This window comes from Thalassoglobus sp. JC818 (genome assembly GCF_040717535.1).
Taxonomy (GTDB): domain Bacteria; phylum Planctomycetota; class Planctomycetia; order Planctomycetales; family Planctomycetaceae; genus Thalassoglobus.
This window is the reverse complement of the sequence record NZ_JBFEFI010000001.1, coordinates 1,030,922-1,048,987: the sequence shown is the minus strand read 5'-3', so window position 1 is coordinate 1,048,987 and position 18,066 is coordinate 1,030,922. Positions and strand designations below refer to the sequence as shown.

Annotated in this window: 6 protein-coding genes; 2 read left to right on the top strand and 4 right to left on the bottom strand. The window is 52.2% G+C overall.

What is annotated here, in order from left to right:
- Positions 1-164 precede the first annotated feature (164 nt).
- Both AB1L42_RS03725 and AB1L42_RS03720 read left to right on the top strand, forming a co-directional pair.
- A complete protein-coding gene (locus tag AB1L42_RS03725) occupies positions 165-794 on the top strand; it encodes a sigma-70 family RNA polymerase sigma factor (protein ID WP_367051339.1) in 630 nt (209 codons plus the stop codon).
- A complete protein-coding gene (locus tag AB1L42_RS03720) occupies positions 787-10,626 on the top strand; it encodes a VIT domain-containing protein (protein WP_367051337.1) in 9,840 nt (3,279 codons plus the stop codon). Before AB1L42_RS03725 ends, AB1L42_RS03720 begins: the two co-directional genes overlap by 8 nt.
- 10 nt (positions 10,627-10,636) lie before the next feature.
- Here AB1L42_RS03720 and AB1L42_RS03715 read toward each other — a convergent pair whose 3' ends face one another.
- From AB1L42_RS03715 to AB1L42_RS03700, 4 genes are all read right to left on the bottom strand, one after another.
- Entirely contained in the window at positions 10,637-11,965 is a 1,329-nt protein-coding gene (locus AB1L42_RS03715) for an alpha/beta hydrolase-fold protein (RefSeq protein ID WP_367051335.1), read from the bottom strand.
- Positions 11,966-12,001: 36 nt separating this feature from the next.
- A complete protein-coding gene (locus AB1L42_RS03710) occupies positions 12,002-13,639 on the bottom strand; it encodes a hypothetical protein (RefSeq protein WP_367051333.1) in 1,638 nt (545 codons plus the stop codon).
- A 134-nt stretch (positions 13,640-13,773) separates the two neighbouring features.
- Positions 13,774-15,102: a Gfo/Idh/MocA family oxidoreductase gene (locus AB1L42_RS03705; RefSeq protein ID WP_367051331.1), complete on the bottom strand. Its 1,329-nt coding sequence runs from the start codon at positions 15,100-15,102 to the stop codon at positions 13,774-13,776.
- A 108-nt stretch (positions 15,103-15,210) separates the two neighbouring features.
- Positions 15,211-17,721, bottom strand: coding sequence for a DUF1549 domain-containing protein (locus tag AB1L42_RS03700; RefSeq protein WP_367051329.1), 2,511 nt, complete (start codon positions 17,719-17,721; stop codon positions 15,211-15,213).
- Positions 17,722-18,066 lie beyond the last annotated feature (345 nt).

The following is an 18,066-nucleotide window of genomic DNA, read 5'->3' as shown; positions in this document are numbered from 1 at the left end:
CATGGACAGTTCCGTGCGGAGTTCGCTTCTTTAATGCGGGCCGTTTCGTGAATTCCGGTCTCTTTTTTGGAATTCCGCGACACTCTCAAGCGTCGAGTTCGTAATTCTCTGTAGGTACGGAAGAAGTCACTTCAAACTTCCGTCACACCGCCCGCAAAGATTGCATGGACGGCCATTTGAAGAACCAGACGCCCAGCCTCGCTCAGTCTCATGAAAACGATCTCGTTGCGCGCGTGCGTTCCGGTGATCAGAGTGCCTGGGAGTCACTCTACGATCGACATTCGGTCAGGGTTTGGAAGTATGTCGCCCGACTGCTTGGTGAACCCGGAGAAACGGTCGCTGAGGTCGTTCAGGAAGTCTTTCTGGCGGCGATCAAAGGGATCGATCACTACGACAATCAGATCGGCACCGTCTGGCAATGGTTGACGGGAATCGCCCATCGGCAGGTTGCGGACCACTTTCGCAGGAAAGCACGACACCGCCGGGAGAAAGAACCTGCGGTCGTCCGACATGTCTCGATGATCGCCCAAGCAGATGAGTTGTCTGAAAACCCGGTCGCAGCTCTTCAACAGAGTGAAGTTGCCGAGCGAGTCCGGATGGTGCTGGGTGAAATATCCAGCGAATACGCAGCACTGCTGATGGCACGTTACATGGATCGACGCAGTGTTCAGGAGCTTCAGGAATTGTTCAGCGGATCTTCGAATTCCATCCGTTCAAAGTTGAGACGTGCTCGAGCGGAATTCCAGCAGGCATATCTTCGAGTCGAGGAAAGAGGAGGGCAATCAAATGACTGACTCGTCACTCCCGAATCATCGAGATGAAAACGATTCGTCTTCCTCAGATGAAGACCGACAATTTGAAGAGCTGCTGGGAAGTCTTGAAATCTCGACCGCTGATGTCGATCTCCAACGCCTCAGCGAAATACGGCAAATCGCCAGCCAGTCTTTCAAAGATATTCACTCGGGCGACGTTCCGAGTGAACGGTCTGTGCGAACTGCTTCCCTTTCGATTCACGAATCGGTGCCCCAGCCAAAGTGGACAAGCTCCATGAGAACCCTTCTTCTCGCAGCGACGACAGCGATGGCAATTGTCATCGGTTGGTTTGCAACGACTTCCAGCACTCAGGCGTCGCTTCTCACGGTGGGAGAAGTTATTGAAGAACTCGATCAGGCAGAGTCGCTGGAGCTGACTGTCCGAAAAGGTAACGACATCGCCAAAGTTCTCATTTCGGAGTCGAGTCGCGTTCGTTGGCAGGACTCGCCGCTTCAATATCGGATTGCACGTGGATCAAGGCTCTGGCAAGTCAAAGCTTCCGACGAAGAACCAGTCGTCACCAACGTGTCTCGGAATCCGTGGCAGCGAGACGATGGCAGAGTCGATGTTCTTTCGCTTCTGGGAGTGCCACTTTCCGATCGCGTACGAGAACTGAAAGCGCAACCGGAAGGCTTCGATTCGTACGCTGGGACGGAGTGTCGTGTCTTTCGTACGTTGATCAAGGATCAGGGAGAATCGCTGCGATTGCAGATCTATGTCGATACAGAATCGAATGCCCTCAAGGGACTCGTGCTCCGGGAATGGGGAAGTCCGTCGACGAGATTGCCAATCGGGGAACTGACACTTTTGCATCGCAATGTGCCGGTTGATGAAGACCGGTTTCGCGTGCCGGTGCATCTCAAGGAAGAAGATCGGATTGGGACGCTGACCGATTTTCAGGGGCTCGTCTCAATCCGTCCATTAGGCAATCAGCGTTGGACACCGATCGTCAACGACATCACTTTGCGGGTCGGGGACTGGTGCCGAACTGAAGTTCGAGGAGCCAACGCAGTCACTCTCGAAATGACTTCCGGAAACAAACTCATTCTCGGACCGGGTACGCTCATCGAGTTAGTTTCAGAATCCCAGGTTCGTGTGGTTTCCGGATGGCTACAAGTCTCTCATCTCGACTCGAACAGCCCCGAAATTGCGGTCATTGGCCCGGATCGCGAGAAGACCACCGTCAATGAGGTTGGAAAACATCTGTTCCGAGTTGATCGAACGAACTCGCTCGTCGAGGTCACTTCCACACCGAATTGGTTGGCTGGTTACGAAGGAACGGAAGCAGCGGATTCGGTTGGAGAACTGATTGTCGAGGTTGATGGACGGTCGACACCACTGACCATCGGGGAACATCACGTATCGGTCGAAATTCGAGATCAAATCGCTCGAACGACGATTGAAGAGACCTTCGTGAATCACACCGACTCCCGCCTTGAAGGGAAGTTCCGTTTCCCGCTGCCGCAAGATGCTTCGATCAGCGGGTTCGGCATGTGGATTCATGGAGAACTGATTGAAGCGGACATCGTTGAAAAACAGCGAGCCAGAGAGATCTACGAAACCATTCTCCGAGAGAAACGTGATCCGGGGCTTCTGGAGTGGACCGGTGGGAACGTCTTTCAGGCTCGGGTTTTTCCGATCGAACCGCATTCGGAAAAACGCATCAAAATCACTTACACCCAAGTCTTGCCGCTTCAGGGAGATCGTTTTCGTTACAGCTACGGATTACGAAGTGAACTTCTGCAAAAGAACCCGGTTCGCGACTTGAGTATCCGTTGCCTGATTCACTCTCGAGTTCCTCTTAGTGCTGTCGATTGTCCGACGCATCCGTGTCGCACGACGCTCACAGAACACTCCGCAGAACTGGAATTCAGCAGTCAGGAATACCGTCCTCAGTCAGATTTTGAGGTCGTGTGCGATGTCAGTCAGCGCGAGAACGACGTCATCATGATTCCACATCGTCGCGGGGAAGATGGATACTTTCTACTACAGCTCATGCCTCCAGACATTGGCGGTGAATGGACCCGTTCTGTTGTTGGAAACTCCGAACCGATTGAGATCATTCTGCTCTGTGACACATCCGGTTCGATCGACGAGGTGATGAGAACGCGGCAATTGGATTTCGTCCGCACGTTGCTTGGAGCTCTCGGAGAAGAAGATCGAGTGCAGGTCGCCACGACAGACGTTACGACCGATTGGATCACCGAAGGGTTTCAGACTCCAGATGATCAACTGATGGACGTCCTTGAAGAGCAGCTTGAAGAGAGAGTCTCTTTAGGATGGACAGATCTCGAACGGGCAATGGATTCTGTGCTGCAACGAGCATCTGCCAAGTCGCAGGTCATCTATCTCGGCGACGGAATCGTGGCAACACATCAGAGCGATCCGGCCGAGTTTGCGCAGCGTGCGAATCGACTCGTTGAGAAACACTTCCCTCAAGATCGTTCGCGAAACCAACCGGGCGACCTGCCAGCATTTCACGCGGTCAGTCTGGGCTCAACGTATGAGTCGACAGTTCTTTCGGGGCTGAGTCGAATCGGCTCCGGGTCGATGCGTCAGATTTCGGGCGAGGTGACAGCGAGACGTGCGGCTTTGGATCTACTGCAGGAACTGACTTCACCAGGACTGAAAAACGTTGAGGTCGATTTTCAAGGTGTGCGAGTCGCAGGTGTTTATCCTGAGTCGCTCCCCAATGTTCCACTGGGAACTCAGCAAACGATTGTTGGTCGATTTCTTCCAACTCAAGAAATGCAACTCGGTCAGGTGATCGTCACGGGAACGCAAGATGGCCAACCTGTTCGTTATGTAGCTCGCATTCAAATCGACCCCAGCGAAGACGGAAACTCATTCATTCCCCGATTGTGGGCTCGGGCTCACCTCGATCATCTCCTGCAACAGGGAACAACTCAACAGATTCAGGACGAAGTGATCGCACTGTCGGAAGAGTTTCACATCATCACGCCGTACACGTCCTTGCTTGTCCTCGAAACGGACGAAGATCGCGAACGCTTCGGAGTGAAAAAGCGATTCGGGATGCGCGATGGCGAACGCTTTTTTGCTGACGGAAAGACTGCCGCAAATGAGGAGTTGAAGCAAAAGCAGATGCAGACCGCCGGCAGCTGGCGGCTGGGATTAATGCGGCAGTTTCAGCAGTCCTTAAGCCAATACGGGCGAGGCAATGAAAACTTCGATGTCTTTTCGCAGAACGCGCTCGAAGGAGCTTCGTTCGATGAATACCTCGGAACAAGAGTCCGCTCAGGTCGATTGCTTGGGCTCCCTGAGAATCAGACTTACTGGGGAGCGACGAGATCGTATGAGAACTCCCGACGTTCAGACTTGATGTTCGGAATGCGTTTCTCCAGGCAAGAGACCTGGGATTTTCAGAACGTGGAGCTGTTCGAATCGAAATTGGGACAGGAACACTTTGGACGGACGAGTGAACGATATGAAGACCGTAGCGGATTTTATGATTTCAAGCCGAGTAGAGGTCGAGAGGACTTCATTCTACGAGACCACACTCAATGGTTCGACAATCTCAATGGACGATCACTCGACAAGGGCATCCCTCTTGATTCATCAAGAGGAGTCCAGCTTCCAGCACTGCGACAACAGGGGCTCTACGCTGGAACGAGATTTCAGTTTGTCGATGATTACGACGGATATGCTGGAAGAGGTGGATCAGGCGTACGATCTGAGAGTCTCGCCCAAATCAGCCTGTTTGTGCGTCCTCAAATATTGTCACGAGGGTGGTCCGAATCGCTTCTCGGAGAGAGTTTGTATTTCGACAATGGATTCCGTCGACCGCAGCAATCTCAACTGCCGTGGATCCGTCTCTTCCCACAGCTTGACATTGCCAAGAGTGAAACTGCTCCGGCTGAAGAAAGTCGAACATGGTCTGACGAAGCCATTGAACTTACGGACAGCCTGCTCAGAATTGACGCGCTCCAGGCGTTGAACGGCGGCATCCAAGTCAAACAGAGCGCTCGAACTTGGGATGACCGCTTTGATCGCCTCGTTCCAAAGAGTGAATCCACCGTCGTCTGGTCTCCCGATGCCTGGGCTTCTCTGAAGAGCGGAGTCAATCAGGAAGCAGTGGTCAACTGGAAAAGTGGAACGACACTCGGAGTCTTCTCGCATGCTCTGCATCTCGGGCAGAAACTCGAAATCCCTGACGAGTTCGAGGAAGGAATTCCACTTCCGCTTCAGGACTATTCACTGACGAGACTCTCGCGGGAGTACCGTGACTGGACGGCCGAAGTCACGTCGGAGTCGGAAGAGTTCAAGACTCTTCAGCTGACTCATCCGACTGAACTGCTGATTCTGAAATATGAAATCGACCCGCAAAAGAAGGTTCTTCTGAACTGGGAACGGATTCGCGACGGCGTCGTGGAGTTAAGAGTCGAATTCCGAAACTTCGTGTTGATTGCCGATCGCTGGTGGGCAACGGAAGTGGAATCTTCCGTCCCATCTCAGCCGGAGCATCCCCTCGCAGTGACGAGCTACGAAATCTCTGGACTTGAGCGGTTCGATTTCGAATCGCAACTCGAAGAAGTGATGCAAGGCCGAAAAAATGTTCTGGAGCTGTCGCTACCGCTTCCCAAAGTTTCCGCCGCGCGGACTGCCATTCAAGAGGGGAAAGGCACAGCTGAAGATCAATTCGTCATGTTGTGTCATTACGGAACGACGCAACGCTGGGCTCAAGTCTTCGAACATCTCCGGTCCCTCGAACAACTCGCTGTTGATCAGAATGGAAGCAGATGGCTCCGAATTTCAATCGAAAAGAGTTCCGGTCGACGGGAAGACGCTCGGCAAACGCTTGTTGAGATCCTGAAGCAATTGGGTGAGACAGCAAGCACGGAACAGGGAATACGACCGGTCGGCGAACTTGATCGAGTCAGACATGCTCTCGCCGAGGTCTATCCAATCATCGGCTGGCCTCCGTATCGCCCGGTCGTCGAAAACGTTCGTCCAAATTTCGCCCATCAACCGGACTCTCATTATGCGATGCTCGATTGGTATGAGCGGTGGCAGGCAGTGCTCAATCGGACGGATCAGGGCGGAGAAGAACTGGCTCTGTCTCGGAAATTGACAGAAGAGTATCCGGAAAACGTCGATCTACAGATCGCACACTCACAACTATTGGTACGAAGCGGTCAACAAAGCGAAGCGGAGCAGTTTCTCACGGAACGAATCGAACTTGGAGACCATTGGCAGGAATGGGAACTCATTCGTCTTCGTGAAACGTATGCAGACCTGTTGTCGAATACGGGGAAGAAAACGGAGCTGCTGGCGTTTCTCGAGCAATGGATGAACGTGGAATCGACTCCAACGAGTGTCTATGCACGTTATCTCGCAGCGAAAATCTCGCTCGAACAGATTGAGGACGCGGAGAATCTCGTCCGAGACTGGCTCGCCATTGCTCGTCAGGAAGGCGAACTGTCGCTACTTGATCGGAGAAAAGTCGACGCTGCAATCCAATTCGCATTCGGCGGAGGGCACGGCCTCAATCGGGCGAATGGAATGGACAACAAGTGGTTGCCGGAACTCTTGCGAACTGCCACGTACTGCCTCGATCATGCTGACCGGCAACCGATTGTTCATGCAATTGCAACAGCCGGATCATTTTCGGAGACCGATGAAGGAGACCGTTTCCGATGGGAAGTCCTTCAGCGAATGCTCGCGGACGACGGGCTTGCGCTTGATCAGTGGTTACAGTTTCAGACATATCTCGAGCGCTGGCGACTTCTTGTTATTGACGGTGATGACAGAATCGAAATCCGGCAGATCACCGACGAAGAATGGCAGACGATCAGAAATCACAGCTACAAACGCTGGAACTCCGAATCTCGACAGTCGGATCGCTATCGACTCGGTGAGGCGTTGCAGAAGTTGCTGGACGGACATTTCCCGAATGAATCCGTGGAATTTTTCCGAGAACGGATTTCCTCCGGACCAGCGGACTACCGAAACCAAATACGAAATCAATTCTTCGATTCGCTTCTGACGAAAGCGTGGACACAGGATATTGAGGACGAAGCTTTCGCAGTCTGGAAAGATCTCGCTGCGAACGATGCGGCGCTGCCAGCCAAGATTCAAACTCAAGTTCCAGCATTGAAGCGTTGCGTCGATGCCATGATCCAGAACCGGATTCTGAAGGAACAATCCCAAAATCAGGATCGCGGTGACCTTCAGGAACTGACACGCAGTGAACTTGCTGAACAACAGCAGCAAGCTGTCGAAAATTCATACAGAGGACTCGCTTTAAGCTTGAGTCGACTCGGCGAGAAGCTTCAATCGGAAAACTCGGTGCTTTATGAATGGGTCGAACTGGAACAGATTCGCCTGAACGGTTTCCTCGGCGAAAAGCTCGACGCATCGCTCACCAAGTGCTGGGAATTCATTAATGACCGCGAATACCTCGACTCTTTAGCGACGGACTTCGATGAGTCGACGGAGACGAATGAAGAGGTGTGGAATCGATGGAACGACCTCCTGCTGCGAGAGCGCGCGTTGCATACGGTGATTTCACTGTCGCTTCACAAGTCGACGACCGATGCGCAGGTTCAGACACTTCTGTCGTTCGTCAATCGTCAAATTGATCAGGCAATCGAAGAGCAGGATCAGCGAGATGAAGATTCCGATGAACAGGAACCAGCCGCTGACCTAACCACACCGTGGAAGCAACTGAAGTTCCAACTGCTGATTGTTTTCGATCGTCCTCAAGAATTAGTCACTGAACTCAAGCAATGGTCAGCCAGCATTCCCGGGAACGATTGGGATCGTCATCTGGCTCTATTGCATGCAGAGCAGGGAGAGATTGATGCTGCGATTCAACGCTATGAATCAATTCAGGCAAGCGGTGAACTGACGGCAAGTGAACTGCGATTGCTGAGTGATTGGTACTTACTTGCCGATGAAAAAGAACTCTCCCGCAAGACGCGTTTCGATTCGTATTGGGCGATGTCCGAGAACGAATTGTTGCGTGAACTGAACAATGCAACTCGTCAGCTTCAGAGTGGACAGTCGACCACTTCGATCGACGATGACACATTGTTGTGTATTCAGGCTTTGACGGAGAAGTCGGGATCGGCAGGCTCTTACTACGGTCATCTATCACAGCTTTACGCGTTCACCCGTGACTTCCGCATCCTCAAGTTCGTTCCCGATTCAATTCTTGGGACGACACAACACCGGGTCTATCAGGGGTTGCAGAGTTTCCGAAACATCATGTTGAACCAACTCCAGGAAGAAGCTGCTGCAGATGAAATGATCGCGCACTTACAGAAGTTGCAGCAACAAATTCAAAGCGGTGTCGTTCCTCGAGGTGCTGACAGCAACCAGAGATCGTTGAGCCTGGACTTGAGAGCACTGGACCTGATGGAAGCGATGATCGAAGGGAAAGCAGCGACCGTTCCGAATCAACCGGGGTCGCACGCAAGGTCTGCCGCAGCGGCGCTACAAAGAGCGTTTCAACATGACTGGGAAAAGGGCGAACGCTTGCAGTACGCGAATTTCCTCTCGCAATTTGAAACTCTCGAAAATCGCGCGATCAATGCTGACCTTCGTCACGTTCACGAAACGCGTGAATCACAACTTCTCAGCCTTTATGAAGACTCCGCGATCGGCACTCACGAACGTGCGGAGATTGCCAGAATCTATGCGACTTTCCGTTTTCAGCAATCGAGCGACAAAGACGGTGCTCTGCGGTTCTTCGAGAACGCACTCGATGAACTGGCAATCAGCCACGGAGGGTTCATTCCATTTCAGTCGAATGGGCTCGTCCGATCTTATGCACAACTCCTGGAAGAGGTTGGGCAGTTCTACGCAGCGGAGCAGTTCGTCCTCAAGCAGCGGAACGCACTCGACAGCCAGACTCAACAATGGGTCTACGAAGAATATCTGACAGAACTCTACGACCACGCACTTCGCCAAAACGCTCGCGTGAGCCTCGGAGAAGGTGAAGAGTTATCGCATGCAGTACTCGATAGACTTGGGAACCTCGTTGCTCGGGCAGGTGATCGCGAACAGCGAGAAATCTTGCTCAAAATCTCAAACACCTTCGTTTATCTCTGCCATCGTTCCAGAACATTCAACGAGGACGTGGTTACAAGATTCGAAAACTGGGCCAATCACGAACTCCCGAAACTCCTTGGTCCATTCGAATCGAATGATTCAGGCGTCATCAATAAGGTCGCCGAAGACCTTTCAAACTCGGTCCATCCAGCTGTAGCACTTGAGTTTCTTCTTGACCGATTCGACGAGTTTCCCGAGTCGCTCATCTTCTACAGGCAAGACCCGTGGAATGTGTTCGGGGCAAAACTTGCGAGTTTGCGTGAAGAGACAAGCCGCAAATCGGGAGAGGGCGAACGTAAACGAATTACACTTCTTGAACAGCGTCTTCTTAAAATTGCCCTCGATCAACTGCGAACAGAATTAATTCAGCAGCGATCTCCGTATCAATTCATTTTTCACCGATACTATGCACATTACTGGTCAGAAAAATCCGATGACTTTGCTCGCATGGCGCAGCAAGTGTTGCGAGAACGAAGCGAGTCTCCGCGGACAATTCTCTATATCTCAGTGTATTTGTTTGAAGGCCTCAATCAACGCGATGCAGCAGCTTTAACTCTTAGCGCCGCTGCTGAGCGAGGATTACTTGATCAAGCCGGATTTCGAAAACTGGTTGACAACCTTCACGCTGTCGACCAGTACCGCGAATCGATTCCGTTCTTGAAAGAACTTCGAAAGGAGTTTCCGGACGACGTCAGCCTGTGGGTGCAGCAGATTCGCGCACATGCTCGCATTGGCGAATGGCTGGAGACAGAGACTCTGCTCACTGAAGCTCAGGAACACTTTCATCGTCAGGGGCGATGGATCGAGCAGAACATGATTGCACTCGCGAACGTTTTCACCGAAGTCGGCAGTCACAAACTTGCTGCTCAGTTCTATGAGGCAGCGATCGCGCTCCATCAGCGTTCACAGCCCGATCGAGGGATCGGGAATGGAGTTCTTTCGGAGTATTATCGAGATTTGTCGAAGGTCTATCTTCGACGTGATGAACCGTTGAAAGCACTCGATGCAGCCAGCGGAGCAGTGGTCAGTTGGGGGCGCAATCAGAACAATCGTGACGCTGCCATCGAAAATCTTCGTACGACCATCGCGGAACTCTCCGATCTCGATGTTGTTGTTGAAGAACTTGATCGACGGGCTGATGATTCAGGAGCAGACAGTCCTTTGATTCGTAAGGAAATTGGAAGAGTCTGGCTTCAGCGAAAGCAGTATTCGAAGGCCGTTCGGCAACTGAAACTCGCGGAAGAATTGTCATCAGAGGACGATGAAATTCAAACACTGCTTGTCGAAGCGTTCGATGCGACTGGCGATCGCGAAGCTGCGATACAACAACGTCTCGTTCGTATCGAGCGAAATCGTCATGACTTGGAAGCCTATATTGACCTCGTTCACTATCCAGGAGTTAATTCACTGCTTGCTGAACGGGCAGCGACATCCATCGTCGAATCGGATCCGAACGGCTCAGCGACTCATCAGCGTTTGGCCGAGTATCGAGTGAAACTACAACGCTGGGCAGAAGCGATTCGGCATTGGGAACGCGTTATTGAACTTAGCCGAAACGATCCGGCAGGCTTGATTGGACTCGCCAATACACAGATCGCTTCGGGTGCACTCGACGAAGCTCAGGAAACACTTCGCCTGTTAGAGTCGACTGATTGGGCGGACCATTTCGAAAACGTTGATGACGAAATCAAAACCATCCGTGCAAAGTTGGACGGTCAGCGAATTCAGAACCTACGTTAGAAGAATTGGTTCACTCAGTCGTTGGCGATGAATGTTGGCCATCGGAGTCTGCCCAGAGCCAGACGAGAATTTGCGGAAGAAGCGACATTCCATGCTTCTTCGAATGCATTCCCTGACCAGCAACGAACCAGTAGTCGTAGCCTCCGTAATTCAGCGCAGAAGCCATCCGCTGATTGTTTTCGAACCAGTTTCCAAGCTGGTTATCGAGATCGTTTTCGCCATCCTGCAGAAAGACTTTGATCTGCTTGCGCGGGTCCGTCTTCCGAATAAGAGCAGGGTAGTCATGGGCTGTCTTCCACGGGCCAAATTCGTTTCCGTTAAGCACATGTTGGTCGCCATACTCGGGGTAGTCCGAGGTCCTTCGGAAATCGCAATAGCTTCCAACAAAGCTAACAACGCGGCGAAAGAGATCGTTGCGGTGCCAGGCGGCAGTGAAGGCACAACTGGCCCCCGAGGAACTTCCACAAATGGCGTAATCCCAGGGGTCGTCAGAAATGGTGTACTTCTCTCGAACGACGGGAAGAATTTCTTCATCAAGGAAAGTTGCAAAACGAGGAGTGCAGGTATCGTATTCATTGCTTCGATTACTCCCGCCACTGGGCATGGTGCCAGGATTGACAAAGACAGCGATCATCACGGGGATTTTGCGAAGGTGAATGAGATTGTCGAGCACGGTGCAGGCGTTGCCTTCCCCACGGATAAACCCCCCTCCGTCATTGAAGACGATGAGCTTGGCAGGTTTGTCAGGATTGGCTTCATACTGAGCGGGAACATAAATCCACCAGTCGCGTTTCACTCCAGGAAACTGAGTTTTTCCCGTGTGCGTCGGCATCTGTGTGAGCGTGCCTTGGGGTGTTCCTGGCTGTTCGAGACTCTCTGGAAGCCACTCGTAGCTTTCGAATCCGAAGCGTCCTTCTCGTCCCCCACCAATTCGTTTTCCGTTGACATCAAAGCGAAAGTGGACCGAAGAAAAATTCGGGAACTCTTCTGCCCAGACCCACAATCCGGTATCGGGAAGTCGACGCATTTGCCATCGACGATTCTTTTCAGCGACGATGGAGACATCATCAGTTACGGGAGCTTCGAGAGCCCATAACGCGATACCTCCGCCGTTTTCGGTCCTCTGAATGAGCACACGATGCGTTCCCTTCGAGAGATCTTGTCCCTTGTAACGATTGCGAACATAGTCTGCGATCTGCTTGGCGGTCTCCGCATCGAGGTCGCCGTGATGCAGGACTTGGTGAATCTCGGCAATCGAAGTCACAGCTGCATGACTGGATCGAGGGGCAGCTGCGAAGCAGGTCATCGCAACGAGTAGAATCAATGTCGATGATTTCATGGACAGTCTCTGGAAGTTGTTGAGCATTATGATTCGCTAACCGGCTGGAGGACCGAAGACGTTTTCGATCTGCGGATCCTGTAGATCTAACCGGTACATGATTTGATTGTAGTTATATCTCGGCGTAGCTGGCGCCGATGTAAACATGTTGGTGTACGTGCCTTCGAAGTAAATCACGCGACCAGAATCTTCACTTAAGAATGGGTGCTGGCAGCTGTTGTAGAAAGACTGGCGGTGATGCGTCAGGATTTTGATTGCATGCTTGTACGGACCTTCCGGACGAAGGGCTTCTGAGTACCAGATTTCTCCGAGGTGGGACGGAGCATTTGGCCGAGTGCTAAACTCACTGGCGATCATCACCCATTGTCCACGAAACTCATTCCAGTACACGGACCCGGTATGAAGACGAATTCGTCGACCGGGCTTGTAGGCGTCCTCAGGTAGATACCATGCTTCGTTCGCGGTGATTTGTCCGTTCTCAAGCCATTCGGATTCCATTTGCGAATTCACTGGCGGGCTGTTTTGCCATTGCCAGTCCAGTTTGCCTTTTTGATTCCGTCGTGGCTGGGGCTTTTCCGAATCAGAGGACGTGTCGATACATGACCAGGATTCATATGCGTTCGGATTCATGACCGATTCATAACTGGCCGGGACACGGGTGACGGGGATTGGAATTCCGGAGTAAAGCCATTCCTTTCCGTCTGTGTTCACTTGAACTGGATGATTTTTGAGAAGCTGCCATCGCTGATTTTTGCTGAGAGACGTTGTTCTTCGAAAAACCTGTTCCTCAGAATCAAAGGTCAGCATTCCATGTGCGATTTCATTAGCAAGGTCTCGCCGCTGTGAAAATGAAGCGACGAGTTTTTCAGTCTCTTTGTGATCTTTGACAACGCAGACTCCTTCGATCCAGACCACTCCTTCTGGGTCGTCGAATTTCACCATCGGTCGGACGAATCCCGATTCGTTTTCGAAGTACGTCAGTTCGATCCCTTGATCAGGGGACCAGCTCGCCTGTTCGGGAAGAGGAGATGTGGCTCCGGCGGTTCGAAACATTCCAAGCGGATACGATAACCGGGAAGTGTCTCCCCAGAACCAATAGAGTTGATTCTGAAACTTAGCGACCTGAACCGAATCTTGTCCGACGACACCAGACTTCGCCGGGGATGATGGAACTTCCGAAGTCTTTTCGAGAAGAATGGAATCGCGGAGTAGATCGGCGCCGGTGTTCCGATAGAGACGCTCGGCGATGTTGTCTCGCCTGAGGCGAATCGTTCGACTCGCGCCAGCTTTGATTTTTACGCGAACTCCTTTCGTGCCGAATCCATCGACTGGAACTCGATAGCCGTGCGTTTCGAGTTCAAAGAAAACCGTCTGCCCATCGTGACCCGGTTCGTAGTACGCAATACGTCCCTGGTTGTCGGAAACGTAGCGAACTCCGTGAGTCGTTGTGGCTGTGATCAGCGGAATCGGGCGATCTGTTTCAGCGTCTAAGAACTGAATTTCGCAGTACTGCGAAGAGGACGTGTTTGTCGTTTCTGGCGTTTCCGTGATTGCTTGAGCGGTCGCATATTTCGGGACAGTAAGCAGCACCAATAAAACGAACACAAGCACGAGTTGAACATCGTGAACGGGAGACCGATGGTTTCGATATCGCTTCGACAACAAACTCGCCATTATCAGAAACTCCGCGTTCGTGCAGATTGAATGGATCGGCGTAAAACCATGTTCGTGGATTTGCTGCAGTCAGTGAAACACCCTTCTTATGTTGAACGGTGCGCTGAGATTGCAGTTTGCGGTTCAGAACTGGTTCAAGCGGTTGGGTACGACCAGCTTCCACGGTACTCGCGGCGGAGCATCGAGTTCGCTTCCTCATCGTTGAGGATTTTCTCGTGCTCTCCATCCCAGTCGAGGCTGCGACCGGTCTTGTAAGAGATCATTCCCAGCAACGACAGGTTCGTGGCGAGGTGACCAACTTCTGCGTTAGCGACGGGAGTATTGCCGGTTTCAATACAGGAAAGGAAGTCTCGCCAGAGCGGCGGGACGTTGTGCCCATCTTTCTCGTTGTCGAATTGTGGAGGAGTGTGAATCGGTTGGTCGCCGTTTTTGGCTGGGTAGAAGGTCCAACCATCACGCCAGCCCATGTGAAAGACACCTTTGGTGCCATAGAAGAAACACCCGAAAGGATGTCGGTCCGCACCTCTGCCGCCGAAGCGATGATGTTCCCATGTGGCAGTGAAACTCTCGAACTCATACACAGCTGTCTGATGATCGGGAGCGTCAGTTGTTTGTTCCTCATCATTCAAAACTGCAGGACCAGCGATGGGACGCCCGCCGGTTGAGTAAATTCGCTTGGGAGCTTTCTCGTCTGTCCACCATAGAACTTGGTCGAGCCAGTGAACTCCCCAGTCTCCCAGAGTTCCGTTTGCGTAATCGAGGAAGTTACGAAATCCCCCCGGATGGATCTTTCTGTTGAACGGTCGAAGCGGCGCGGGACCGCAATACAAATCCCAGTCGAGATCACGCGGCGGGGTGCTGTTGGGAGTCGGCGATTCCTGTCCTCCTCCTCCGTGGACGAACATGCGGACCATGCCGATGTCTCCCACCTCGCCCGACTTCAGAAATTCCATGCCTGAAACATGGTGTGGTCCAATTCGGCGATGCAGTCCGACTTGAACGACTCGATCGGTTTGCTCCGCCACGTTGACGATCGCGCGACTTTCCTTGACAGTATGGCCGGTCGGTTTCTCGACGAAAACGTGAGCTCCATGTTCGAGGGCAGCAATTGTATTCAACGCATGCCAGTGATCGGGAGTGGCAATGATGACGATGTCGATCTCTTCCTGATCAAACATCTCGCGGTAGTCCTGATAGAGATTCGGTTCATCGGCGGTCATTGCTGAGATTTCATCCGCACAAACTTCGGCCTGCGCCAGATCAACATCGCAGAGGGCCACCACCTTTGATTGACCCGCTTGAATCGCTTCTTTGAGGATGTTCGTTCCCCACCACCCTGAACCGATTAAAGCCGTGCGGTAAGTTTTGGGCTTCGACATCCCGTGCAGATACGGGGCTCCGAATCCGACCGTCGCAGTGGTAGCAATCGACGACTTCAGAAAGTTTCGGCGGTTCATAGACATTATTGAGTGATCCAGAGTGGATGAGGGAAGCGACAAGTCAAATCACGACGCGATGGAAATTGTGCTGTACTTCGTTCCGCGCTCGACGGGAACGAATTGGACGAAGCTTTAATGGTTGAACACAAATTCTCGGCTCGTCAGAAGTGCCCAGAAAAGGTCTTCGATGATGGCTCGTTGTTCCTCAGCTGGAGCATCCTGGAAAATGACAACGAATGCCGAGCGTTCTTTGGGCTGAGGATAACGCGACAAACAGCAGAGATAGACGTTGTCAATCAACGTGTCGACCGACATTCCATTTTGAAGTTGAGCGTACAGCGACTGAACTCGACTTTCAGTCATCTGGAGTTTTTCGTTGATCGTCGATCCGTTCGACATGTGCAGAACCTGAACCATGCTGGGCTCATTGGACCGTTCACACTCACAAACAATGTTGCGTGTGTTGCGTCCAAAGGTCTTCAGGAAATAGGACTCAACGGCAGAATCATAGAGTTGAATGGCTCGCGTTCCGAGAGGGTAGAAGTCAGTTGCTTGCCGGTCTGCACCGGGAAAGCCAATGAAATCGAACTTGGTCGGCACGTCGACCGCCTGCACGATGGAATCGTGAATGACTTCTGCAATCAGCCGTCTGGGGAAGTAGCGGGAATAAAAACGGGTGTCAGCTTCGTTGCCTTCCACAGGGAGACTTGATCGCTGATACGTATTCGATTGCAGGATCTGCCGCATCAGTGACTTGAGATTGAACTGTTCATCGACGAGATACTGGGCTGCTGCGGCTAGAAGCTCTTCATTGCTGGCGGGGTTCGACGATCGCATGTCGTCCACCGATTCAACGAGTCCAACTCCGAAGTAGTTTGCCCAGACGCGATTCGTGATCGATTTTGCGAAGTACGGATTTTCAGGCGACGTCATCCACTCAGCGAGTGGAACTCGTCGATCTTCCGTTTTCTCGAACGGAATCGGTTCTCCATCGAGCGGGGTCGGCGGCTGAGGTTGACCGGTTCGCGGTTGAACGAGTTCTCCGCGGTCGCTGACGAAGACCGTGCGGAGTCCATCCCCATTTCGTGAGTCACCACCCCAACCTTTGGCTTTGACGCGTGAGAAGAGATTCGCCATCCCGTAGTACTGGTCGTTCGTCCATTTTTCGAGCGGGTGGTTATGGCATTTCGCACATCCGATACTCAGCCCCATAAATGCCTGACAGGCATTCTCGGTCATATCTTCCGGCGTCTGGTAGAGAGAATAAAAATTCGTCGCACCGTTCTGGAATGTGCTTCCGGTCGCAGTCAGGATTTCGGTGACGAGTTGATCCCAGGGAGTGTTGTTGGCGACGTGTGCATGAATCCATTCGTAGTAAGTCTTCACTGCTTGAGGGCGGAGCAAAGTTCCGTTCAGCATCAACACGTCTGACCATTTGTAGCTCCAGTAGTCCACAAATTCCGGACGTTCAAGCAGGTGTTCAATGACGTCGTCCCGTTTGGTTTCGCCTGTGTTGGCGAGAAATTTCTGGACCTCTTCGGTCGTGGGTGGAAGCCCGATGGTGTCGAGATAGACACGTCGAATGAACGTCATGTCATCGCATTGAGGTGATGGAGGCAGGTTGAGTCTCGCGAGCTGTTCATTCACATGTTTGTCAATGAAATTGCGTGCACTCAGATTGGCAAACGTGTCAGCTGGAAGTTTGTTGTCGTACGGCACGGTGATCCGTGCGACGGAAATTTTCGAAGAGAACCAGCCGACGATGGCACCTTCGCCGGGTCCGACAATTTCAACTCGTCCGGTTTGGTCGACAGTGCAGACTGCTTCGTTGGTCGAAGTCCACTTAACCCACTGGGTGACATCACGCTCGGTCCCGTTGTGATAGTGTGCTTCGCCTAAGAGTTGTTGTTGCTCACCGGGACGGAGTTGTACGCGAGACGGGATGACTTCGATCGTCTCGATCATCGGATCGTCTTGACTCGGCGCGGTCGCGCCGGATGCAATCCATTCAGAGAGAATTCTGTAGTCCCGCGAATCGGTGTCGATTCGCAGGCCCCCTTTGTGAGGCATCGCACCTGTTGGTTTGGCCAGCAATAAGCTTCGCCCTGGGTCCTGGAATTCGACTCGGCGGCCACGATCCTGCTTCGTAATGTTGAAGTGGTCGGTCTCTGCATCGTAGCCGTGCAGTGAAAGCCGAAAGCCTCCCTTGCCAGCGAGTGCTCCGTGGCAAGAACCCATGTTGCAGCCAGATTTCGTCAGAATAGGCAGAACGTCGTTTCGGAAGCTCCATCGAAAGTCTGACATCATTCCCGAAACTTCGACGGGAATGGAAGCAGAGTGTCCACCAGACTTCACTGTGACGGTTGTCTTGCCATCAGCGTGCGGAGTGAGCTTTCCTCTTCGCGAGACGGTCACGACCGATTCGTCAGCCACGGACCACTCAATCTCTTCGGAAATTTGCCGGCCGAGAGTTTCTCCGTTCTTTTCCTGGACGAGAAGCTGAGCGGAAGATTCAGGGCCGTCGAGCGAAACTTGCGAGGGAAGAATTGCCAGATTCTCTTCGGCGGACAAGTTCTTCGAAGCGAACAGGATCATCATCGCAGCGATGATCATCAGATTCGTTTTCGAAATTCGGTAAATCATAAGAGTAGCTCTTCAATCAGGCGGGACATCAACGACTGGTGATTTGGGATGACCAATCGGAATTGGTAGATGGATATCATAGGAGATTTTTTGAGGTAGTTGGAGTCAATCGAACGATCGATTGGAGTCTTGTCGTGAAGAGGGTGAAGAATCGCGGAAATCTTAACTTTTCAGAAAGATTCACACCGGACGGGCATCTCAATCTCTCCGTCGCAGAATTTCGCACGAGTAAACGCGTGATTCACTGAAAGAAACGCATTCAGGTGAGTGCAGAGAGGCTGCGAAAATGGTCTAATCTCACCCGTGTGAGGGGCACAACGTGGAACGCTGTGCGTGAGTTCGTGA